Genomic DNA, 22,075 nt, shown 5'->3' with positions numbered 1-22,075 from the left:
ACTCCTTCACAGGTACTTCTTGAAGGTGGACGCGGTGGTGGAGACGGAGGCGGCGACGAGAATCGCGAAGGCCAGGACGAGATAGGCCGGGTTGAAACCCCCGAACGGCCACGCCAGGTAGGCCGTGAATCCGGCGGTCAGGAACCACCACGCGAAGCGCTTGCTGTGGTGATAGACGAAGGAGGATTCGCGCCCGCCCGACCACTTGCGCAGATCGCGACGCACCAGGCCATCGATGAGGCCGAGGAGGATGGCCATGGCGAACGCCGGCAGCGCGTAGAAGGCGACGGCCAGCCGGATCACCGTGTCCTGCGCGACATAGAGTGAGATCTCGACCCAGCGGCCGGCTTCCCTGACGATGCGCCGGGCAGTACGTGCCTGGGGTTTGGCTGCCGCACCGGGATCGATCGCATTCGCACGGGCAATGAAAAGCGGGGCGTGGAGCCACACATAGGGCCGCGTGACGAGTTCGGCAAGATCGCGGGCGAAGACCACGGTGTCCTCGACGATGAGGGAGCGCGGAAAGCCCTGGATATAGCCGAAGTCCTCCGCGACGGCACCGCGCGCCTGACTGATCCCTTCACCTTTCCAGAACGTATAGTCACCGGCGATCGTCAGCGCGGTGCCGAACACCCACGAGGTAATGGTCGCGAAGAGCAGCCCCACGACCAGATCAGCCAGGCTGCTGAGTGGTCCCCTGGAACGAACATCGCGCGGCGCGGACGAGGCCGGCGCCGTGGATGCGCGAGGTGGCGGGCGCGCCGATGAAGCGGCGGCACTCATGCTGCAGCCTCCCCATCGTCATTTCCTTCCGAGTCGCCCACCGTGAAACCGAGCGGGGCGACGAGCCCGATGGGCATGTCCTTGAGCCAGTCGGTCTGGGCGGACCAGTGTTCGGATGTACGGTATTTAGCCCGCATCTGGTTCGCGACCTCCTGCAGGGACGGGGGCACAAAGCGATCGTTTGCCGGGTCGGGAAGCGGGAAACGGAGCTTGAAGAGGCGGTTGCCCTCGAGCAGGGCGAAGGCCTGTCCTTGCGGGAGTGCCATGATGTCGGAGGGCGACACCATCGGCACCCGCTGGGTGGACAGGCGATCCTCGTTGCGCGAGGTGAAGTCCGTCGCCGTGGACCCGTCGGTGTCGCTGACACCGGTCACCACCATCAGGTGCCGGACATCGACCTCGGGCAGCTGGCTGCAGAAGAACTCCGCCGTGCCCGGGTCCCTGACCCGCAGCATGATGATGTTGTTGAAGTTGCCCAGGACCTGGCGGGCCTTTGCGGCGTCGCCGAGTCTGGCTTCGATGTCCGGAATGGTCTGGGTGTACGCGGTGATGCTGAAACCGGATCCGCCCAGCTTGTTGACCATCGGGACGAACTCCGGCCCGGCGATTTCGTTGACCTCGTCGAAGTGGCAGGCCACTTCGGGCAGGACGATCTTGCCCTCCGGATGATGGGGGTCGAGGCCCGTCTTGTAGAGCTTGCCGCCGACGCTGACCAGATCGGCCAGCATGGAATTGCCCACCGCGGCGGCGACCGTGGCGTCCGATAGCGCGTCGAGCCCGACGTACACGATGCCGCCCTGGCGGATGATCTGCATCCAGTCGAAGATCGGGCGGGTGTCGGCCGGATCGAAATAGTCCGGCGAAATCAATTTGCCGACAGGGCCGGTGGTGAGCTTCTCGAGAAACGGTCCGAGCGAAGCCACGATCTTCTCGAAGAAGCTGCGTTCATAGCGCACAGCAGTCGCCAGACCCTGCAACACGGCATCGGGCAACTGCAGGTCCTTCAGCACATGCACGAGCGCCACCAGATGTTGGCTGCGATCCTGCAGCGCGCGTGGCACAGTGATCTGACGCTTCTCGATTTGGGTCTGGACCTTTTCGAGTCGCAGTTCCCAGTCGTCCGGGCCCTGCATCCTGAGGATGTGGGTGGCGTATCGGAGGAAGAGCGGTTCGATGTCCGTGATGTCGCGCAGCAGCAGATCGTAGGTGGGCACCTGCCCCAGCGCGACCTGTGCCTGGGCGACCAGGTTGGTGAATCGCCACGCGAACTCCTTGAAGGCCGCGGAGTTCCCGCTCGAAGGCAGGGGATTGGTGGTGCGGTTGGCGACTTCCGTGATACGGGCGAAGTTGCCGATGCCGTTGTAGCGCGCAGAAATGTCCGGATAGCCAAGGTGGAAGAGGTAGAGATGGTCCATCCGGCCGGTACGGGCCGCTTCTGCATAGACGCGCAACATGAGTTCGGCATCGCCCTTCGGATCAATGACGATTACGACTTTCCGGTCGCGAATGTCCTGCGTTACCAGCAGTTCCATGCCGCGCGTCTTGCCGACGCGTGTCGTGCCCAGCCACAGGAGATGTCCGGGGCGATGCTTCTGACCCAAGGTCACGTGGACTTCCTTTGGCTCGACGCCGTGAAGAATGGGTGTGCCGCCGAGATCGGGCGGTTCGGCCAGCGGATTCCACCAGCGTGGTGCCGTAAGTGCCGCGGCGAGGGGCTTGAGCGGGGTGTGCCGCAGGCCCCTCAGTGTCATGCGCGTTGCAGTAATCAGGAGGCCCGGGGCGAGATACGGCTGCGCTTCCGGTCGGGCCGCATCCATTCGGCGTTGCGTATGCTGCTGTCCCCACGCAAATCCTTCGCCCAGGTACAACTTGCCAGGGATGCACGGCAGCTTGTGCGGTGCGATGGCGGTGGTCTTGTAGCGCGTGAGTCCATACTGGTAGCGCCATACGCGCCACGCCTGCTTTCCGCGCAGGCCCGCGAAACCGATGGCGAGCAGGGCGGTAACGCGTCCCAGCTCGGGGGGCATCATCAGCACCCATGGCGCGACCAGGGCAACCAGTCCGCAAGAAGCGGAAGTCACCGCGCTCCAGATCTCGATCGGAGGCCGCAACCACGCCTCGATGACGCCGCGGCTCACTTTCCGCTCCCCGAAAAAGGACGCACAACCATGGTCGTGGGCAGGGAGGAGGCCCGGTGGGAGGGGGGCCATGGTTGTGCAGAACCCGCCATTGCAGTGGGGGAGGAGCCGCGGGAGCTGCGGCGGAGGATCACCGGAGGGACGGTGATCGGAGCGGAAGCGGCCAATGCGCTGGACGCGGGCAGGGCGGACTCACACATGCTCGATCCTCGCGATGTGCGCAAATACGGAGCGCGCATACCGGGTAGCGCGGCCTTCATCGTCCTGGACGTGATAGGCCCCCACGGCGTCAAACCAGTTCGTTGCGGCAGCCCGCCGCTCCAGCAGAATCGAAGCCGCCACGGTCAGGTTGTGCCAGGGATCGAGGGCCAGGGTCGGGGTGCGCAACCTGTCGGAGTGGTAACGCCAGTTGACCTGCATCGTGCCGCAATCGACGTTGCGCACCCCCTGGGCGAGCACCTGCCGAAGGTCGGTTACCGCTTCCGCGTAGCTCGCGTAGCGACGCGGCACCGCGCGCACATTGAGCGTCCATGGCCAGGGAAGAGCCACGGTCTTCCACACCATGACCGACTCCTGTATCGCCACGCCGTAGAGGATCGTGGCGGGCAGACCAAGGGATCGGGCAACCTGCCCATACGCCGGCGGGATGGGGGGATAGGTGCGCCGTTGGCCGTTGTCGTCGCTTCGGCCGTACGACAACGCGGGTGCGGCGAGGAGGACCAGGGCCGATGTCGCCGTGCCGAGGAACGTCCGCCGGGAATTTTGCATGTGCGTCGTCATTCGCGGCTGGCTCCCGGCGCGAAGAACCAGTTCGGCAGCACCTTGCCCTTCGCACTGGCCGGGCGGAGACCGGAGAAGTCCACCACCTTGTCGTTCGGATAGAGGCGGCGCATGGCTTCGGTGCCGGCCCGTTGCCATGCGAGAACGCGCTCGGCATCGTCGTGTAGCAGCCTTGCGAAGAGTTCGCCGTAGCGCGTGCGCTCCGCGTCGGAGCGGGCGTGGACACCCAGCACTTCCACCGGACTGATGCGCGGATCGCTGAAGGCACCACGCGGACCGCGCATGAGGATGCGGGCGCGCTGCAGCTCTTCCACGGTGATGCCCCAGTAACGCGCCTCCAGGATGTCGGTGCTGGATACGCCCGTATCGGATGTGCCGGCGAACTGCCTGTCGGTGATGCCGGGGCGGGTGGCGGCCACTTCGGTCGTCGCGGTATCCACAGCGCGCACGTCCGCGAGAACGGGCAGAAGCAGAAGCGGAAGAAGTCCCTTTTTCATATGGGGCCCGCTTCAGTCGTGAACCCTGACCGTGGCGGTACTTCCGTCTGGGAGGCGGAACTGGACCTGTCGGGCGTAAGTGTCAACTCGCTCGATACGGGCGACACCGACCGTGTCGCCCTCGCGATAGAAGGCGAGGTGGCCGTCGGCGTCGCGAATGGCAACGGAAGATTGGTTGGCCCAGCTGTCAATCGACACGATTTCGGGAAGCCTGGGCTTGGATGGCGCTGGCTGATTGATGCGCGGGGGACGGTGAATCGCGGGCTGCGGGGGGTGTTTCACGACGTCGAGCCGCGAGCGCAGTTGGGCGTTGGCGTCGGAAAGCGCCGTCACGGACGTGGTGAGGGACGTGGTGAGTTCGGCCAGGGTCGTGACCAGTCCATCCACCCGTCGCGCCAATTCGACGGTGCGTTCTTCAACGCTGTCCAGGCGCGCGGAGGACTCGGCCCCCCGTGCCGGGAGCGGATCGGACAGCGAAGGGGGCGCAAGCGCACCTGCACTCTCGTGCTGCGACCGGGCCTGCGGCATCGCCTCGGGCGGGGCCGGCGCACGGAGAACGTGAAGCGCCGAAAGGGCGATACCGGCAATGACAAGGAAAATGATCAGCACGAAGACGACCCGGCGACGACCCGGGTGATGACGGGGCGGGAGCGCGACGGTTTCGCCGGCACCGTCTTGCGTCAGCGTGGCCTGGGGCATGCTCATTGCCGCGGCTCCGACGTGACGACGGGAATGCTCACCGCGTCGTCGAAGGTCGCCGCGCCGGATTGGCTTGAGGCCGGTTCCTGACGCGGACCGGAAAGGTGTGAAGGTCCGTCGTGGAGGCGAAGACCGATAGCCAGGGTGCGATGCACCGGGGAGGCGTCGACCTTGTAGGCCTCGCCGACGAGAAGCTCGAGAATGGTCAGCGCGCGAAAAGGGCCCAGTTCGCGGTGGGCTTCGGGCAAGGGCAGCGGAAAGAGCTCGCGTGCGGCGGAATCGACTGATTCGAGACGATAGCCCGTGCGAAGGAGCAGGTAGTCGACGGCATCACCCACGGTGCGCACGTGGTCGCGGGGAAAGCGCACGGTGGCGATGGCCGCCAGCGGATTTAATGCGGACGGGTCGGGCGTGATCGAAGTCGTCGAGTATCGGGCCAGGTGGAGTTCGTCAGAAGCAGCCTCCGCCCACGACGCGCCAACCGTCAGAAGGAGAGCGATTGCGACAATGCGTGGCATTGGGTGCTCCGTCGGTTAGAAAGGCACCCCTGCCGTGTTGGCGGTGGGGGTGCGGCCCGCTGTCAGCGGCCAGTCACGGAGCAGAGTGTGGCGAGGGCGTCCGTGCGGTGCAGGTGTGAAATCGGAAAAGATTGCGCGGCTTTATGCTTGCAAAATGCTTAAGGCAGTGGTAGGGCGAAATGGCGGCGGGCAAAGGGGGCGGCCCGGCGGCGGGCCTTCGCGTAGGGGGTACGGGCCCAACCCGAAAGGGCGCCCAGCCCCTACAGTCGGGGCTGGGCGAAGGATTCACGGGGAGGGGGGCCTTGCGGCAAGGGTTTACCGGCCAGGGGGGCCGAAGCCTGCCGTGGCAGGCCCCGGAAAGGGCCGTAGCACACCGTCGGCCCCATGCCCAGTGGAAAGTCCTGGAAATTGACGCGGCTTTACGAAGGACGGAAAGGGCAGGCGTGCCGCACGCTTGGGGAGACTACGCTCCGGCACGCAGGGCGAAGTGGTGCTGACGCATGCGTACGACTAAAGTATGGTGAAGCGACGGCGGCTCACCCCCGGCCGTTCGATGCGCAAACAAGAAGGGAACCGGGCATTTTGCTGGAGGTGGAATGCTGATGAACACTATGCCGCCGCCCATCCCGCCGCACCAGGAAGAGGCGCGGGTTCAGGCGGTTGTCACCATCGGGCATTTTCTGGAGGGACTGGGGGAACCCGGTTGGCGCAGCGTCCTGTTCGGTTGGCTGGCCCGGTACGACGGGCTGGAAACGTACCTCTACGCCGAGGACGATCCGGTCATTTCCGTGCGAAACCTTCTCGCCCACTACGTTGAAGCCCTGAAACCCGCCGAGCCGGGCCAACTGGCGGCCGATTTGTCGGATCTGCCGTTTTGTCGCTACCGGGCCAAACGCCGCGACGGCAAGAAGTGGGAGCCTCTCACCGAGACCTTCACCGCATTCTGCGAGGGGGTAACGGTTGAAGTGTGGGAATCCGAAGGCCCCTATCCGCGACGCGAAGTGCTGCAGAACTGGCTCTTGACGCAGTTCTGTACCGCACAGATTGGAAGTCGCAGGGGGTGATCGTGTTGGCGGTATTGGCCGTGGGCTGTTTTCTTGCGGCGGCAGGACTGGGCGCCTGGTTGCTGTGGCCGGTCACAGGCAAGATGGCGGCATATCGCACGGCGGCCGGCTCGCGGCGTTCGACTCCCGCATCACGATCCACGATCGCGGTTGGCGACGCGCACCGGCTGGCCGCGAACCGCCATGGATGGCTGAGGGTTCTTGATGTCGCGGCATTGATTGACGTGTGCCACCTGGCCGGAGCACTGCAACAGATCCAGCGCGAATCCAAACTGGGCAACCTGGCGTGGGAGCGGGACATTGCACCCGCGATGCAACAGTACCTGCGGTTCGTGCAGCTTCTGCCAGCAAGCGAGGCCCATCATCACGCCCACCTCGGCGGGCTTGCCGCACATACCATCGAGGTCGTGTATGCGGCGGTCTGCCTGCGCAACGGCTATCTGCTACCGCGTGGCGGAGCCGCCGAGCAGATCGATGCGCAGCGGGATCACTGGACCTACGCCGTCATTTTCGCGGCGCTCCTTCACGACATCGGCAAGCCCATAACCGACCTTCGCGTGAGTCTTGCGGATCGTCCGGACGGCCCTGCGCGCCCCTGGCTTCCGATGTCGGGCGACATGGTCACGGCTGGCGCAGAGGAGTACGAAGTCCGTTTTGCCCCGGCAGCAGAACGCAACTACGCAGCCCACCGGCGTTTGCCGCAAGTGTTGGCGCCACGCATCGTGCCTGCAACAGCGCTCGCATTTCTGGCGCGCGAACCTGCCGTCATGCGCGAGCTGGACGCCGTATTGTCAGGGGATGACGCAAGCAGTGTGCTGACCGGGATTGTGCGCGGAGCGGATCAGCGCTCGGCCGCGAGCAACCTGCAGCAAGGGCCGCGCAACCAGTTCGGATCTGCAACAGCCGTCCCCCTGGTCGAGCGGCTGATGGAAGCAATGCGCCGCCTGCTGCGCCAAGGGGGATTGCCACTGAATCGGGACGGTGCGGCAGGTTGGGTTGCGGAGGGCGCCGCCTGGTTCGTGGCAAAACGTCTGGCCGATGCCGTGCGCGAGGAGATCTCGCGCACCGATCCCGACTGCGCCGACAGTGTTCCGGGGCCGAGCAAGAACGACCGGCTGTTCGACACCTGGCAGGACTATGGCCTGTTGGAGCGTAACCCGGATACAGGCCAGGCCATCTGGTACGTGGAAATCCGTGGCAGCGGATATGGGCATGAGTTTGCGATGCTCAAGTTCCCGCTCGCGACGCTGTTCGACCGACCGGAAGACTATCCGCCCGCGTTCGATGGTGCGATCGTCGTGAAGGCGCCGCGCCATGCGCGCGAGAAGAGCGACAGCGACGAGCCGAAAGCCGCGGAGCCAGGGGATCCGGGCCGCAACCGTGACAAGGAATCCGGACAGCGATCGTCGACAACACGCAAGGAGCTCGACGTGCCCCCGCCCAGGCCGGCACATGCTGCATCCCCGCCGACCGGGTTCAACGAGCCGCGGCGGGCGACCCCACGACCATCACCGCCAAATGCAGTACCGGCAAGTGCCGCTATCGAGGACGACTACCTGTCCGAAGACGACTCTGCCGCTGCCGCTTCGGACGCTGCGACACGCGTCGGCGCTCCGCGTCCCGCACTCCTGCCGGCTAGCCGTCCGGTCACGCCCTTTGCGCACGTGCCCGGGTCGCCCCGGAAAGGCGCACGGAGCGAGGCCAGCGACGCGCCGGAACCCGGTGATGCTGCCCTCCTGTTCATGGCGTGGCTGCAACAGGGCATCGCAGACGGATCCATTCCCTACAACGAAGCCGGAGCCCCTGTCCATTTCGTGCCAGAGGGAATGGCGTTGGTCTCTCCGCGGACATTCCGTGACTTCGCGACACTCTATGGCGACGACGGCAACGGGCCCGTTCGCGCTTCGGGCGTCAACGACAAACCGGGTAGCGGCATCCAGCGGCAGGTCATCAAGGCACGCTGGCACGTCGTCGGGGCGGGCAATTCCAATGTTCATCACTACACGGTGCTCGGGCGCGGCGGGAAGCCTGTCGGCAAGCTCGCCGCGGTAGTGATCAAGCATCCCGAGCGCTGGATCAACCCTGTCCCGCTTCCGAATCCAAACATTGTTACATTCTCCGAAAACCTCGCCCGTCCTGCGCGCGAGGGCTAGAAGAGCGTCATTTACATGTCGGATGCTTGACAAGTATCAAATGTTGGCCAATTCTATTTGTTGACAGGCAAATTCCATGTGGGACACAGCTCATCGCAACGCGAGCTGGTGTCGGGGCTTCGCCCCGCGGCACTCATGCTTTTCCCATCGCTCTCCGTCCCTTTGAGAATCGCCACCGTTTCTGTTGTTTAGAACGGAGGGTTCGATGATCGTCTACAGCGTCGTATCGACGAAGGGCGGTGTCGGCAAGACGACCGTGAACGCCAATCTGGGCGCGCTCCTGGCGGACCTGGGAATGCGGGTGCTGCTGATCGATGCGGACGTCCAGCCCAGTCTCAGCCGGTATTTTCCGATCGGGCGCCTGGCTCCCCACGGGCTGACGCAAATGATCAAGCAAGGTGCACTCACTGACGATTGCATCTCGACGATCGATCTTGCCCTTGCGCCCATGCTTCCACGCGGGCAGCCGCGACTCAATCCGAACGGCTGCCTTGACCTCGTCGTTTCCGATGCGCCCGAGGGGACGCTACAGGACTGGCTGGCGCCGCGCATGGATAGCGCACTTCGCATCAAGCTCGCGCTACGCAGTCCGCTGCTGTCCGAGAACTACGACGTCGTGCTCATCGACACGCAGGGCGCGGTCGGCCATCTCCAGGATGCCGCGGTCCTGGCTGCCGATATCCTGTTGTCACCCGTATCGCCCGACATCCTTTCCGCGCGCGAATTCCTCGACGGCACGCAGAAGTTGCTGAATCGCGTCGAAACCGCCCGCTCGTTCGGATTCTCCGTTCCTCCGATGCAGGCGATGATCTACCGGCAGGAAAACACCCGCGACTCGCGCGAGATCGCCCAGGCCATTCGCGAGGAGTATCGAAAGCTGCAATGCCGGGTCAGTGTCCTGAACACCGTCGTCCCGCATGCGGTGGCCTACAAGAACGCGGCGACCGCCCAACTCCCGGTTCACTGGATTGATCCCGGCAAGGCGCGCGACACGATGCACACGCTCCTGTGGGAACTGATTCCCAGTCTGGAAGGGAACTACGCCGGTGGGATATCGACCGGTTCAGGCGCCGAGGTAGCCGATGCGCTCCAAGACACGACTGCCTGAAACCATCTCCATCAAGGATCTGGCGCAGCAAATGGAAAAGCAGGGAAAACTTCGGCCCGCCCCCTCATGCGCATCGAACGCCGCGGAAAGGCGGGCGCTTGTCGCAGCGCACAGCCTTGCGGTGAGAAGTCCCGACACTTCTGCCGCAAGTATCAAGGCGAGTCAGGCCGTTGATGGCTGGATGATGCTGCGGTGTACCGAAATCGATTGCTACGACCGCAATCCGCGAGTGAAAACCAATCCGCGCTACGCCGAGATCCGGGCCTCCATCGAAGCACGCGGCGGGCTCGGCGAGGCGCTATCCGTCACTCGCAGGCCGCAGTCCGATCGGTACATGTGCTACATGGGAGGCAACACCCGCCTGCAGATCGTTCAGGAGCTATGGCACGAGACGAAAGACCCCGGGTACGAATGGATCCGCGCTGTCGTCCATCCGTGGGTCAGTGAAAGCGACGTCATCGCCGCCCATCTGATCGAGAACGAGCTTCGGGCGGATACCACATTCTGGGAGAAGGCCCGCGGCGTGGCGCTTCTGAAGTCCGAGCTGGAGGCGGATCTCGCAGGACCGCTGAGTCTCCGTGCCCTTTCAGAACATGCCAACAAGTGCGGTTTGAAACTGCACGCGGTCACCGCGACGAACTACCTGTTTGCCGTCGACCAGTTGGCGCCGTTCGGCCCGCATCTTACCCACGAGAGCGCGGGGGCAATTCGCAGCCGTTTTGGGCACCTCGAGAAGCTTGCCGAGGCCCTCAATCTGGATCCCTACGTTCGCATGACCGAGTTTCAGCAGCTCGCGGCCGATGCCGCGAACGAGATCAACGCCGTGCGGGAGCAGGATGATCCGCCGCGGCTTGCCGCCGTGGAAGTCGAGAGGATTCTGGCGCAAATGAACGCCCAGTTCGCCCGGCAGGCGAACTGTCCTGTTTCCGCGGTGGAACAGACACTGTTCGCCATGATGGGGGCGGCGAAACAACTCTCGTCCGCCGAAATTCGCGCCCGGCTGGCCGGCGACCCGCCGGCCGGGGGGCCGATCTCGATTGATCGCACGCTGCCCGGTCACTTCGATCCGGAGAGTGCAACACGGACCGGCGACCACATCGCTTTTCCGCCGCAGCCGCAATCGGTGCCGCCGCGGAAGCGAACGGGAAGGGGCCGCACCGACAGCGGACCGGCCGGGACGCCTACCTTTGCCGTGGCCCTGAACGGTTTCGCCGCTCCGTTCCAGATTTCCTCGTGCGTACGCTGGGATAGCGCCCAGGCGCACGGGTTCTGCATGGCGCCGCTTGCCGATAGCGAGCATTCAATTGGCGCGCCGGAAACGCGCACACGGCAGGCAGCGCACCGGCTCCTGGTGAGCCTGTCAGGCGGTAGCGATGTCGCCGACGCCGATGCACAGCACATCATTTCGCTGCTTCTGCAGCCGACCTATTGGCCCCTGATGCGAACGCTGATGGATACCTACCACCGACAGTTTCCGGATGAACACTCGCCCGAGTGAATGTAATCGGCTCCCGGACCTCCGCTTTCGGCCGTCGCACCGCGTTGCCGGAAGCACGTTGTCAGGCGGGAGAAATGTTCGCGGAGGCACGTTGGTCGTGAGCACCGCTCGCGGCCAAATCCGGAGGCTTAACAGAATTGGGGTAGCGGGATGATCCCGATAAAGAGTGAACAACTACGGGTTGCGCTCCTGTCCCATCTCATCCATCTGCTCGACATGGGTGAGGTCGAGACACTGCTCGACGCGGGCCTCAGTCCGGACCTCCTGGATACCCTGCGCACAGCCTCCGTCAGGGATCTCAACGCGATCGCCGGCATGCCCCAGCTCGACGTTTCCGTTCACTTCGCGCCGGCAACCCTCGAGGCCGCCTATCGTCGGCACGAAGCGATGACGGAATCTCGGCAACTGATGGAGTACCACGTCCAGCACGGCGCTCACCCCCAGTTACTGGTGCATCTGTTCAAGATGACGATGGAACAGATTCGCGAGCAACGCGCCCTGTTGTGTCCGGAGTCCCAGCCGCGAGGCCGTCCTCCGTTGCCGAAACCGGAGGTTCGCGAGGCCGTGCAGCACGCATGGCCGCAGATCTGCAGCAGGTTCTCGCCGCAACGTCAGTACGTGGAGCTGCATTACGTTTTTCCGGATCTCTCGATTGCGACGCTCTGGTATGTCGTGCACGAATTCGACGACTGTGAGACAGCCTGAATCGCCGACATCGGCGGCGCCTCCAGCGGATGCGGAACGATTCTCCACGCAAACGGCCTGTCTGGATTCAATCGACCCAGCAGTAAATCCCTTTCCTGTGGATTCAATCGACCCAGCGAAAGGGCCTTTACCGCTGGATTCATCAGGTCCAGATCAACGGCCTGTGACTGCGACAGCCGAGCAACAGATCGCCCTCGACCTCCTCGTGCGCCTCGACGGCGACTATCCCGCCACAGCGGTTCTGCTCGCCCTGCTGTGGCGCTCCGCCGATCGAACGTCGGTGCGCATCTCGAGCCGCACGTTGTCCACGTGCACCCGGCTCGGTCATCAAGTGGTTCAGCGCGCCCTGCAGCGTCTCGAACAGGATTCCCTGGTCACGAGCAAGAAGATCCCGCGCGCCACTGCCGCATACCGGGTGAATGTGTTGGCACTGCGCCAGTTGTTGCGCCGCCCGCTTCCGGACGTCGAGTTCATCCCCGGCTTCACGCCGATTCCCGCGCTTTCGCGCCTGCGCGACGTCCAGGACGTCGGAGCGGCCCCTTTAACCCACGTTACGTGAGGGAACGTCTCATGGCTTCGCCCAATTCCACTACTCGCCCTCCTGTCCGCTCCCCACTCCTCCCATCCAGCCAACCCGGTCTCATCGAGCCGATCTTTCCGGGCGGCGCATCCATTCCCTTCGAGACCGATGACGCCTCGCCGTTTGATGACCGGTACAGCATCACAAGGGAGCGCGCGAAACTCCTCGATCTCATCGAGTCGGAGGATCCCGATCCCACCGATCCGCGTTGGCCACGTTATGAGCTCTACCTGCAGCGTTGCGACAGGTTGAATCAGATGGAGGCGGATTATCGGGTCACCAACGGGGCGGACCATGTCGTCGAAGCAAGCGTTGCCAACCAGCTCCGCGACCTCGGGGGGCTGGTCGACGACGGCGTCGACACGATGACGCTGCACACCAAGGAAGGATTTCGAATGTTCATGGGGCGCCGACGCGACCCCGCGGGAAAGTACAACGCAATTCCCGGGGGAAAGCGCGTCGCGTCCAGCCTCAAGGCGCTGTGGACGCTGACCCGCAACAACAACCCTTACGCCGACTGGGCACTCTTGCGGGCCGATAACCGCATCCCCGAACTGCGACGTGGCCTGGATCACCAAACCCGGACCTTCGACGCCGAGATCAAGAAGAAGGCGGACAAAGGTCTCGGCTTTGCGATTCTCAAGTCGCGTGAACCGAAGGTACTGGAACTCGGGTTCCGCAGCCCCTACGGCTACGCGATTGCCGAATTGATCGTCGAGTTCGATTTCTACGTCCGGGTCGTCAAGACCCTCGGACGCAAGGCCATGTTCTCCGACAAACAGGAGCACGATGCGATCCGGCAGTTCACCCGCCCGATGCGTGCGGCTTTCGAGGAGTTCATCCGGTTCGAGACGTGGCTCACCAAACCCGAATTGCTGCCACTCAGCCGCATCGACTTCTTGCCGGGCGCCGACACCAATGCCCAGCGACGTGTCGCAGCCGTCACCGGCATTTTTGGTCCCGTGCCGCCCGGCGTATATGCCAGCCAGCAAGTCTCGCGTCACTCCCAGCGCCGTGTCGCAATCTCGGATACCGAGAAGGCAATGCTCGAACGCGTGGCGGAGGAGCTTGCGGCAATCAGTCAGGAGAGTGGCGCAGCTGTCGATGACGCAACTGATGACGGCCTGGTCGACTGATCGCGAGTGGCGCGGACATGGCGCAATCCAATACTCCGGATCGTGCGGCAACCCCCAGCACGTGCGACAACGCGCCGGCACGTCAACAGGAGTGTGACGCAAAGGCCTTTACGGGTAGGGGCGGAACCCCGACCGACGTGCGCCAAGCCGCCGCGAGTGTTGACAGGATTCACCGCGCGCAAGATGACCTGTCCAGGCTGACTCGGCGCGTGCGGGGACGCACCTTCTATTTGTCTCTGCATCGGCGCAAAGCCACCGGTCAGGTTCACCTGCGCTGGCGTGCGGCAGGCGCCGGGCCCCGGGCCGGCCACATCCCGTGGGGCGCAATCCACGCCCATTTCGCCCAACTTCCCGGGGCGCTGCGCGAGTGGTATGAGCGTACCCACCGGCGCGCCCTCGAGCTCAATCAGTGTGAGATCGAGGCGCGGTTGGCGCTGCGGCATGCCCAACAGCGAAGCCTGTAGTGTTCCGCACGGTGGGAGCGCCGGCGTCGGCTGCCTCCGTGTTCCAACGTGACGCCAAGGAGAAAAGCATGCCCAATGTCTTCAAGGGAAAAGGCAATCTCGGTGATGCACCCATCCTCAAGCGCATTCCCGTGAACGGCGGCGACGAAGTGGTCGCCGAAATGCGCGTGTTCTTCGATGACTACGCATACGACCAGGCCAACGACGAATATCAGCAAGTCGGAGGATTCTGGATGCGTGTCTCCCTCTGGGGGCAACGCGGCGAGGATGCCGCTCGCCTGCTGAGGAAGGGCGCGCGTGTCCACGTCGAAGGGGTGCTCAAGCAGTTCATGTTCTTGCCGGATGGTGCGTCGGACAAGATCCCCGGCTTCCAGGTCACTGCCGACGACGTCACGCTGTGCCTTGGCCGGGTCGCCGGTGTCGAGTACAAGCCAAAGCGCGGGGACGCGACCCTGCCGCGCGAGGCGTCCAGCGACGCCAGCTAGTCCGATTCAGTTTCTCATCGGGTTCGCCCTGCGGTAGGTCGGCCAGTCACAACCGATGGTACACCAGTGAGCGAATCTGCGGATCCGAGCTGTTCCATCTGTTCCACACCTCCTTATTGCCCATTTCACTCGCGGTTCCGCAATCAGGTAGGGTCTCCGGAGTTCGACAGTTAATTGCGTAACTATCTGATTTCGTTAAGCACGACTTTAGAACGCTCCACTACAACAGCGTCAGCTGTTGCGGCGCGACCGGTTTTTTCACCCTGAGTGTTGGCGCCGATCAAGAATTGACCAGCTTGATGGCCGTATACCGGCCGAGCGCTGATCACCATCATCGAATGGAGCGCGTTGAACTTCCAACAAAAAATATGGAATCGGGCTGATCAATTCCCCTTCGGTGCACTTGGTCAATTCTTGATCGGCACCAACAATCGGGATCCTTTGATCCTGCATTTACCAAGGCTCGCAGGCGGCCGCAATGGCTTTTGACCAACCCGAGAACGCATTTGCGATTTCGCCTTCCGCTAAAACACCGGCCTCCAGTCCGTGATCCAGACCTGATTGGGTGAAGTTAGCACTACCGACATAGCCCGTCTTGCCGTCGGCAATGATCAACTTGGCATGCAGGATCGGGGTTAGGCCATCGTGCGCCGAGGGCACCATCACCAACACAGAAGCCCCGCCTGCCTTCATCATGTCGATAAAGAAGGCTAGGCCCTCTTCATCGCCAGACTTCATCCTGCACCTGGGTTGTGTGAAGACCAATACATTCACGCCGGGGTAGCTCTTGCGGCCCGCGGCGGCAAGTAGCGATTGCACGCCATGAGTGCGCCAGTAAGGCGAAAAGATAATGAGGTCGTGACTGACTCCCCCGAGAATCTTGCCGAGCGCCACCAGCAGACTCCCTCCCCAGAGACCTGAAGCCCCTGCTTGCGCTGCCAATTGGGCATCCATGTGAGCGGGAGCACTGCACAGAGCCTTAACCGCCGAGGCAACGCCACTGTTATTAAGACCGCCGTGGGCATTGCCAAATGCTTCCCAGGGCACCCCCACGGTAAAGACGTTCCAGGTCACCAGCGGAAAACAGGGCAGCTGATGACAGGCTCCACGACTTCCTGCGACATAAGTGCTGACTTCACAAGTCAGCTCATTGGCGAGGTTGCGCGCGACGGGTTCTGGCAAGACCCGCATATGATCTGCTAGGCCAGCGACGAGCATGCTTCGGAGTGTGTTAGCCATATCGTCTATGTTCAGCTTTGCCAATAGCCCGTGGGCGCCCACAGGCTCTGCGTCTTGTCGACGTAACCACCGTGTAGGTAGGACCGGGACACCCCAGCGTTGAAGGTCTCACACCCCCGGGGTATCTGAATGCAACCGGGGCAAGCCGAGCCGACATCCGAGCAGATCGGATCGAACGCGCAGTTGAACGCATGCAAGGATGCGTCCTCGAACCAACGTCGCAGGTAGTGCTGAAACAGCGTCAACAAACCGCCGGCGGTATAGTTTTGCACCGAGGTCACGTGGATCAGGAAGCTCAAATCCATTGGCAGCAGGTACTCGGTCAGGCTCTGACTGTCGTAGCCGCTGTGGCGGCGCGCGGTCAGCATGAGCGAGTGCGACATGGTGTGCATCAAGTGAAACGGCGCTGCTGCAGACAGCCCAATCGTCTTGGTGAGCTCGGTAGCCGAGCCCGGGGCCGCGGTCAAGGCGGGGCTGAGCGCAAGCAAATGGGCCTGGGCTCGCTCTCGTGACTGCAGCGCCTCAGGCGGTGGCGCATCCCAGCCGGCGTGCTTGACGCACCACTGCAAGACCTTTATGGGGTCAAGCCGGATCCACAAAGCCTCTGTTTGGGCGCTGAAGGCATACAGCACGGCCTTGCCCTTGGCAGACGAGCGGATCCGATCCTCAAACGGGTTGAGCTTGACAGGGATCTCGCCTTGGGTGCGCTCAGGTTCGCGCTTCTCGCGCGTGAAGCCCACCGCGGTCAAGACCACCTTCAAGTCGGGAATGTGTGCGATGTCTTGGATGCCATAGGTGGACTGGACATGCTTCCAGTCTTCGGAGCGGCTGAACTTGACCACTGAATCGGTGGTGCTCTCGATTGACTCGGCCACGCCTTGGCGCCCAACGTCGTGACGCAGCAGCACGGCTTCCATCGTGCGACGCTGGCGAATCAGGTCTAACAGGACCGTATCGTTGTCGATGTAGTTGCGAACGTCTACGAAGGTCCCTTCAGCAGCGCCCATTTTGCTGATGAGCTTGGACAGGCGCTCCTTGGATGCATCACGCACGGACTCGAGTGGCGTGCCGTTCGCAATTAGCGCATCGAGCATTGCGATTTCCTTCTCCAGGTTCTCGCGCTCGGTCTGGATCTTGGCCAAGTCATCGGCATTGACTTCGCCGCCCTCTAGGATTTGCAGCAGTTGGGCTTGCAGAGCCTCGCTGTCAATGCAGCCCAGCAGGCCATAGACCACGCCTTCGGCGAGGTCCTTTGCGCGACCGGATAAGGTGCTCTCGGGCAAGCGGACCAGTTCGGACTGGACGCTGGAGACCAGCTCGCCGGGCTTCTTGGATAGCGCCACGAACTGGATCACCTGGGGGAAGAAGGCGTCGCCGCCACTGACAGCGGTGCCCTTCTGAAGCATCGAGGGGTCGGGCTGGTGGCTGACCGAGCAGGTCGGACACATCTCCGTGTAGGCGGCCGAGACGTTGTCGTTGCTCGCGAGGTCGAAGAAGGTGTTCTGGCGGAACATCCCGTTGTTGTGGCGCAGTCCCAGGCGGTTAACCCCGCGCGCGGCTGCCGGCGTGTTCATCGCCGAGATGTGGCCGCAGCGGTGTACCACCACAAAGGGCACTTGTTGCATACGCCCCCCACAGCCCTTCTCGGAGCAACGGATAAAGGCCTTGGAGCTGCCATCTCCGCCGGAGGTCCGCGTGTAGGTGGTAGCCAAGGTGTGCTCATGCTGGCGTCGCGGCTTGTCGTGGTTTTCCAGCGCCCCGCAGGTCTGGCACCGCAGAACTAGGGGGAACGGCGTCACGTAGATCTCGGACGGTGCCTGAACCCGGAATTCATTGCGTTCCGCTGCCTCCTCCACCAGGGCATCGACCGAGCCGCCAGCGATTTTCCAGTCCGCAAGGAACTTGCGCACCGCATCCACCAACTGGGTGCGGTCCAGCCCTTCAAGGGCATCTTCCTTGTCGGCCACGCCCACGACCATGGCCAAGGCCTGGTTGCGTAGGCGCGTCACAGCACCAGGCAGAAACGCTTCGTAGAAGATGCGGCTGTTCTGGACCAGTTCCTGTTCGATGTTCTCTGACATCTCTGTCCCCCCTTAACGACCCAGAGCACTCAAGGTGCGTTTTTCTTTGAGGCCGGCCGAGACGACCTCGACCTGGTTTTCGATATCTCGGAAGGAACGCATCGGCGGGAATTGGTAGATCGACTCCAGGGCGGTCCCCAAGTCCTTGTCGGCACTCGCCGCATTGAGGTTCTGCAGGCGGTGCAGACCTCGGTCGACCTCATCCTCCAACTGCATCTTGAAGGACGCCAGCACCCGTATGTCGAACTCATGGACGACATCTGCCGGCACATCGAGTGTGCGCACCAGCATCTCGCGCAACCGCTGACGGGCATCGCTTGTGGCGTCGTTGAGCACCTTGTGCAGCTGACTGGCGTAGCGATTGAGCATCACGCCCCAACCTGGCTGGAACTTGGCCCAGTTCAGGATCACCGCGGTGAACACCCCGGGCAGCGTGCGCTGCATCACATTGGGCGCAAAGCGGTTAATCGGGACCGAGTCCACCAGTTTGTCGAGGAAGAAATGGTAATCATCGAAGTTGAGGAAGACCCCCGATTCGAACAGCTTGCCCGAGCTCAAGATCGACATCACGATGCCCGGCTGTACCCGTCCACTGCGGGCGGACGACTGGATGTATTCAGCGGTCGACCTCGGCCAGCCATCGAGCACCATGAAGTTCAATTCAGCAATATCAACGCCGTGCGAAACCACGCTGGTGGCGACCAGATGGCGCATCGGATCATTGGGCGCTTTGTTCTCGACCTGGTGGATGGCGTCCAGAATGTTATCCAAGGGGGTCTGACCGTCCAACAACCGGTATGACCGCGCCTTGTTATCACGCGCATTGACGTTGTCTAGGTGCTCCATGATGGCGGTCGTCTGGCGCTTCTGGTTGGCGTAGATCAGGTCAGTGTTGAGGAATTTTCCGACGTAATCCAGTACCACGCCAGCTCGTTCAGGGCTTATCCCGATCTGGGCCAGGATCTGTGGATCTTGGGCCGCCAAACCTTCTAACCACTCGTCGATTTGGTCCAGATAACGCGTGGCGACCTCGGCGGCGGCCTTCTCCGTCCCGCCGCGGCTGAAACTCAAGGGCAATACACCGGCGAACCAGCGCCGCACCAAGGGCTCATCCCCATCCCGGCTGATACGGGCATAGAAAGATTCGCCTCGCAGCGCCCCGGGAGACGGGAAGCGTCGGCCTGGACGCATGTAGAGGTGCAGGATGTGGTTCTGGAAGTCCTTTATCGTGGCTGTGGCCGCCAGCACCTTGGAGGCCTGGCCGCCATGCCCCACCTGCAGGGTCTGCAACAGGGTTTCGTAGTGGGCATCGAAGTTGCCCAGCGACTCGCGCAGCAAGTGCAGTTCGTCCTGGATCAGGAAACTGAAGCCCGGGTCCAGCATGGGCGCCAACTGCATCGTTCGGATCTTGCTCGTGCGCGAGTTGTTGCCGCAGTCAGCCGATTCGTAGCCATTGCCCTGCAAGACCTTGCGGATGCGCTGGTGCTTGCACTTGGCATCCGCCGTGAAGCCGTGCTCTGGGCAGAAATGCCGAAACGCGCCCAGATAGCCCGCGAATTTCTCGTTATGGGCGATCACGGCGAGTTTGTCGACCGTGCCCACCAGCACCGTGGGAAGGTATCGGTAGCATTCCTCATCGCTGACGAAAATCCCGATTTCGCCTGCGATGCCCTCTCCGTAAGCGCCTTCTTTCGCCTTCGTATTGCTCCAGCAATCGACGCTGGAGCAACGGTGCAACATCCGGACCTTGTCGATGTCGCGGGCCATGTGAACCGAACCCCGTTGCCCACAGTAAGGACAGTCGGTGATGAATCGGTAGCGATCCAAACTGTCTTCATCGATTTCCGGCAACCAGATGTCGGCCCCCTTGACGTCCGAGCGGCTGATGCGGCTCGGTGTGCCGCTGCCCGTGTAGTAGCCCACTGTGAAGGGGTGCCCCTGGAAGCCCTCCCTGCAACGCAGCACTTCGGCCTGCGCCACAACGTAGGACAGGCGCTGGAACTGCTGAGCCGAAAGCATGCGCAGCGGAAACCGCATCCAGGCGGTGGTGCCGTAGAGGCGACCCCGCAGCCGGGCATAGAGCATGCCAAAGGCGATGATGCCCAGATAGGCCTCGGTCTTGCCGCCGCCCGTGGAGAACCAGAGCACATCGGCGGTCTTGGCGACACATTTGCGCTCATGTACGAGCGCGTGGCGCTCGTACACCGACCTCACCTGCATGAGGACGAAGCCCAGCTGGAACAGATGCCAGCCATCGAACGCCTTGCCTTGCAACTCGATGGCACGCTTCATGGCCTCGTTCATGAGGGAAAAACACCGGCGCAAGCCATCGTGCTCTCGCAAGAGATCAATGCCGTCCTCGATCAGGTCGATCTCCCGGTCGTAGTCCTGGCGGTCCTTGCGCACCGCATCGAGCTCGGCCGTCTTGCCGGCCTGGCCCAGGTCGGCTTCCACGCTGTCCCAGACGGAGCGGTAGTTCTTGAGTGCCGACAGGAAGCCGTTGAGCACCTCGAGCGGCTGGTCCTTGAGCAGCTGGAAGCTCGCGGGCAAAGGCATGCCGACATCTTTCGGGCTCGGAGCATCTACCCTCGCCTGTGCAAAGACCGGCATCGAATTGGTTCGGAAGCGTTGCTCGCTAACCTTCTCGATCGCACAGGTGACACCGTATCCAGCCACCCCATCCTCGAGTTGGTAGCGGTAGTCTTCGGGCTGCAGGCGGTGCGGGACGTCGAATTGACGGCCAATGAGCAGATTCGCCTCGAACCCCACATCGAGCAAGCTCGGGCGCAGCAGGCCGTAGGCACGGCCCGTCATGGAATCGGTGTTGTTCTGAGTCAAGTCCAAAATCTGCTGTAAATTCTCTTCAGCCCGGATGATGACGAATGGTTTTTATCCGGCGAGAGCAACAACGTTGTTGCTCTCGCCGGCGGCGGCGCGGGCGGCGACCCACTCCGCGAATTCATCCATATCCAGATATCGTCTTTCCTGCCAGACCTCGTTCTGCTCGGCCAACAGGGCGCCGATCAGGCGCAGGGCGGATTCGTCGTTGGGGAAGATGCGGATCACCCGCTCGCGACGGCGAATCTCTTCGTTGAGCCGCTCCTGCATGTTGGTCGTGCGCAGCCGCCGCCGGTATTTCTCTGGCAGCGCCATGACCGCCATTGCGTCGGCGAAACCTTCCTCGATGCACGCCACGGCCTTTGCCGCCGTTTTCTCGAAGCGCTCGACGAATTCGGCGAGCCGGCGCTTGGCCTCGGCCATGTCCGCCGCCTGGAAGACGAGTTTGGCTGCCGCCGCCACGTCGGCCCGGATCTTGGCGCTGCAGCTCCCCAGAATGTTGCGCATCAGATGCACCTGGCAGCGCTGCCAGGTCACCCCCTGAAAATGCTTTGCGACCGCCTGCGTCAGCCCGCCGTGGCTGTCGGAAACGACGAACATGACGCCTTTCAACCCCCGGCCTTTGAGCCAGCGGAACGTCTCATCCCAAGTGGCGAAACTCTCCGTGTCGCCGATCTTCACGCCGAGAATTTCGCGGTAGCCGTCACTCCTGATGCCCGACACGACCAGTGCGGCGCGCGATACGACGCGGTCGCCTTCCCTGCTCTTGATGAACAGCGCATCGACCAGAACAAACGGGTAATCGCCTTCGAGCCGTCGCTCGTTGAAGGCACCGACACGTCCGTCCAGTCCGGCGCAGAGCGCGCTGACCGTCGATTTGGAAAAGCTCGTGCCGCACAGCTCCTCGGTGATCGCCGATACTTTCCGCGTCGAGACGCCTTGCACGACCATCTCCATCAGCGCCAGTACAAACGCCTGCTCGCTCCTCTGGTAACGCTTGAAGATCTCTGTCGAGAAGCTGCCATCCCGCGTCTGCGGCACCAGCAGCGTCACCGGCCCCACCCGTGTGTAGAGCGTGCGTGCTCGCGTGCCGTTGCGGTAGCCGGCGCGCTCTTCCGTGCGTTCGTGCCGCTCCGCTCCCAACGCTTCTGTCACTTGCGCCTCCAGTATCTGGTTCAGAACCGCTTCTACCAGTTTCGCCAGCCCGTCCTGACCGCTCAACAGCCCTGGCAACAAATCACGCCCTACGCTAACATCATATCCAGCCATCGCTTCGCCTGCCTTTCTTCGGTTGATCAACGCTTCGACA

18 protein-coding genes are annotated in these 22,075 nt (G+C 63.0%); 8 read left to right on the top strand and 10 right to left on the bottom strand.

Annotated features, from left to right (window positions below; translation table 11 throughout):
* Positions 1-6 precede the first annotated feature (6 nt).
* The 6 genes from pbN1_RS00445 to pilL2 all read right to left on the bottom strand — a co-directional run bounded on the left by pbN1_RS00445 (position 7) and on the right by pilL2 (position 5,415).
* Positions 7-783 carry a TIGR03747 family integrating conjugative element membrane protein gene (locus pbN1_RS00445; protein WP_169202856.1) on the bottom strand — a complete coding sequence of 259 codons (777 nt, stop codon included), beginning with the start codon at positions 781-783 and terminating at the stop codon, positions 7-9.
* Complete coding sequence (gene traD, locus pbN1_RS00440; RefSeq protein WP_169202857.1) at positions 780-2,921, bottom strand: type IV conjugative transfer system coupling protein TraD; 2,142 nt, start codon at positions 2,919-2,921, stop codon at positions 780-782. Before traD ends, pbN1_RS00445 begins: the two co-directional genes overlap by 4 nt.
* 192 nt (positions 2,922-3,113) lie before the next feature.
* Positions 3,114-3,701: a transglycosylase SLT domain-containing protein gene (locus pbN1_RS00435; protein ID WP_169202858.1), complete on the bottom strand. Its 588-nt coding sequence runs from the start codon at positions 3,699-3,701 to the stop codon at positions 3,114-3,116.
* Positions 3,698-4,198 carry an integrating conjugative element protein gene (locus tag pbN1_RS00430; RefSeq protein ID WP_169202859.1) on the bottom strand — a complete coding sequence of 167 codons (501 nt, stop codon included), beginning with the start codon at positions 4,196-4,198 and terminating at the stop codon, positions 3,698-3,700. The genes pbN1_RS00435 and pbN1_RS00430 overlap by 4 nt, the downstream gene beginning before the upstream one ends.
* A gap of 12 nt (positions 4,199-4,210) precedes the next feature.
* Positions 4,211-4,903 (bottom strand): hypothetical protein, encoded by a 693-nt coding sequence (locus tag pbN1_RS00425; RefSeq protein WP_169202860.1) that lies wholly within the window; start codon positions 4,901-4,903, stop codon positions 4,211-4,213.
* Positions 4,900-5,415, bottom strand: coding sequence for a PFGI-1 class ICE element type IV pilus protein PilL2 (pilL2, locus tag pbN1_RS00420; RefSeq protein WP_169202861.1), 516 nt, complete (start codon positions 5,413-5,415; stop codon positions 4,900-4,902). Before pilL2 ends, pbN1_RS00425 begins: the two co-directional genes overlap by 4 nt.
* 596 nt (positions 5,416-6,011) lie before the next feature.
* On the opposite strand from pilL2, the gene pbN1_RS00415 reads away from it, so the two are divergent.
* From pbN1_RS00415 to pbN1_RS00380, 8 genes are all read left to right on the top strand, one after another.
* Positions 6,012-6,479 (top strand): hypothetical protein, encoded by a 468-nt coding sequence (locus pbN1_RS00415; protein ID WP_169203994.1) that lies wholly within the window; start codon positions 6,012-6,014, stop codon positions 6,477-6,479.
* On the top strand, positions 6,476-8,632 hold the full coding sequence (gene mobH / locus pbN1_RS00410; RefSeq protein WP_169203993.1) for a MobH family relaxase: 2,157 nt from the start codon (positions 6,476-6,478) through the stop codon (positions 8,630-8,632). Before pbN1_RS00415 ends, mobH begins: the two co-directional genes overlap by 4 nt.
* Positions 8,633-8,837: 205 nt before the next feature.
* Positions 8,838-9,740: a ParA family protein gene (locus tag pbN1_RS00405; protein ID WP_169203992.1), complete on the top strand. Its 903-nt coding sequence runs from the start codon at positions 8,838-8,840 to the stop codon at positions 9,738-9,740.
* A complete protein-coding gene (locus pbN1_RS00400; protein WP_244857076.1) occupies positions 9,715-11,238 on the top strand; it encodes a ParB family protein in 1,524 nt (507 codons plus the stop codon). The genes pbN1_RS00405 and pbN1_RS00400 overlap by 26 nt, the downstream gene beginning before the upstream one ends.
* 150 nt (positions 11,239-11,388) lie before the next feature.
* Positions 11,389-11,943: an STY4526/YPO1902 family pathogenicity island replication protein gene (locus pbN1_RS00395; protein ID WP_169203991.1), complete on the top strand. Its 555-nt coding sequence runs from the start codon at positions 11,389-11,391 to the stop codon at positions 11,941-11,943.
* Between the two features lie 163 nt (positions 11,944-12,106).
* Positions 12,107-12,502 carry a hypothetical protein gene (locus pbN1_RS00390; RefSeq protein ID WP_169203990.1) on the top strand — a complete coding sequence of 132 codons (396 nt, stop codon included), beginning with the start codon at positions 12,107-12,109 and terminating at the stop codon, positions 12,500-12,502.
* An 11-nt stretch (positions 12,503-12,513) separates the two neighbouring features.
* Positions 12,514-13,659, top strand: coding sequence for a PFL_4669 family integrating conjugative element protein (locus pbN1_RS00385; RefSeq protein ID WP_169203989.1), 1,146 nt, complete (start codon positions 12,514-12,516; stop codon positions 13,657-13,659).
* Between the two features lie 532 nt (positions 13,660-14,191).
* Positions 14,192-14,608 carry a single-stranded DNA-binding protein gene (locus pbN1_RS00380; protein ID WP_169203988.1) on the top strand — a complete coding sequence of 139 codons (417 nt, stop codon included), beginning with the start codon at positions 14,192-14,194 and terminating at the stop codon, positions 14,606-14,608.
* A gap of 453 nt (positions 14,609-15,061) precedes the next feature.
* Here pbN1_RS00380 and pbN1_RS00375 read toward each other — a convergent pair whose 3' ends face one another.
* Genes pbN1_RS00375 through pbN1_RS00360 form a run of 4 tightly spaced genes read right to left on the bottom strand, consistent with a single transcriptional unit; the run spans position 15,062 to position 22,035 of the window.
* The gene (locus pbN1_RS00375) at positions 15,062-15,847 is read right to left on the bottom strand and encodes a phospholipase D-like domain-containing protein (RefSeq protein WP_169203987.1); all 786 of its coding nucleotides are present in this window, start codon (positions 15,845-15,847) and stop codon (positions 15,062-15,064) included.
* An 11-nt stretch (positions 15,848-15,858) separates the two neighbouring features.
* The gene (locus pbN1_RS00370) at positions 15,859-17,928 is read right to left on the bottom strand and encodes a hypothetical protein (RefSeq protein ID WP_169203986.1); all 2,070 of its coding nucleotides are present in this window, start codon (positions 17,926-17,928) and stop codon (positions 15,859-15,861) included.
* A 12-nt stretch (positions 17,929-17,940) separates the two neighbouring features.
* Positions 17,941-20,766, bottom strand: a complete 2,826-nt coding sequence (locus pbN1_RS00365) for a helicase C-terminal domain-containing protein (protein ID WP_169203985.1) — start codon at positions 20,764-20,766, stop codon at positions 17,941-17,943.
* A gap of 51 nt (positions 20,767-20,817) precedes the next feature.
* Positions 20,818-22,035, bottom strand: coding sequence for an IS256 family transposase (locus pbN1_RS00360; protein WP_169204317.1), 1,218 nt, complete (start codon positions 22,033-22,035; stop codon positions 20,818-20,820).
* Positions 22,036-22,075 lie beyond the last annotated feature (40 nt).

Source organism: Aromatoleum bremense, assembly GCF_017894365.1.
In the GTDB taxonomy this organism is placed as follows: domain Bacteria; phylum Pseudomonadota; class Gammaproteobacteria; order Burkholderiales; family Rhodocyclaceae; genus Aromatoleum; species Aromatoleum bremense.
The sequence above is the reverse complement of the archived record's forward strand: the minus strand, read 5'-3'. Positions and strand labels throughout refer to the sequence as shown.

Bases quoted from the DNA above. Each gene is read 5' to 3' on its own strand.
- pbN1_RS00445 (WP_169202856.1), bottom strand. From the start codon at position 783: ATGAGTGCCGCCGCTTCATCGGCGCGCCCGCCACCTCGCGCATCCACG.
- pbN1_RS00435 (WP_169202858.1), bottom strand. From the start codon at position 3,701: ATGACGACGCACATGCAAAATTCCCGGCGGACGTTCCTCGGCACGGCG.
- pbN1_RS00430 (WP_169202859.1), bottom strand. From the start codon at position 4,198: ATGAAAAAGGGACTTCTTCCGCTTCTGCTTCTGCCCGTTCTCGCGGAC.
- pbN1_RS00425 (WP_169202860.1), bottom strand. From the start codon at position 4,903: ATGAGCATGCCCCAGGCCACGCTGACGCAAGACGGTGCCGGCGAAACC.
- pilL2 (WP_169202861.1), bottom strand. From the start codon at position 5,415: ATGCCACGCATTGTCGCAATCGCTCTCCTTCTGACGGTTGGCGCGTCG.
- pbN1_RS00415 (WP_169203994.1), top strand. From the start codon at position 6,012: ATGCTGATGAACACTATGCCGCCGCCCATCCCGCCGCACCAGGAAGAG.
- pbN1_RS00405 (WP_169203992.1), top strand. From the start codon at position 8,838: ATGATCGTCTACAGCGTCGTATCGACGAAGGGCGGTGTCGGCAAGACG.
- pbN1_RS00400 (WP_244857076.1), top strand. From the start codon at position 9,715: ATGCGCTCCAAGACACGACTGCCTGAAACCATCTCCATCAAGGATCTG.
- pbN1_RS00395 (WP_169203991.1), top strand. From the start codon at position 11,389: ATGATCCCGATAAAGAGTGAACAACTACGGGTTGCGCTCCTGTCCCAT.
- pbN1_RS00385 (WP_169203989.1), top strand. From the start codon at position 12,514: ATGGCTTCGCCCAATTCCACTACTCGCCCTCCTGTCCGCTCCCCACTC.
- pbN1_RS00380 (WP_169203988.1), top strand. From the start codon at position 14,192: ATGCCCAATGTCTTCAAGGGAAAAGGCAATCTCGGTGATGCACCCATC.
- pbN1_RS00375 (WP_169203987.1), bottom strand. From the start codon at position 15,847: ATGGCTAACACACTCCGAAGCATGCTCGTCGCTGGCCTAGCAGATCAT.
- pbN1_RS00370 (WP_169203986.1), bottom strand. From the start codon at position 17,928: ATGTCAGAGAACATCGAACAGGAACTGGTCCAGAACAGCCGCATCTTC.
- pbN1_RS00360 (WP_169204317.1), bottom strand. From the start codon at position 22,035: ATGGCTGGATATGATGTTAGCGTAGGGCGTGATTTGTTGCCAGGGCTG.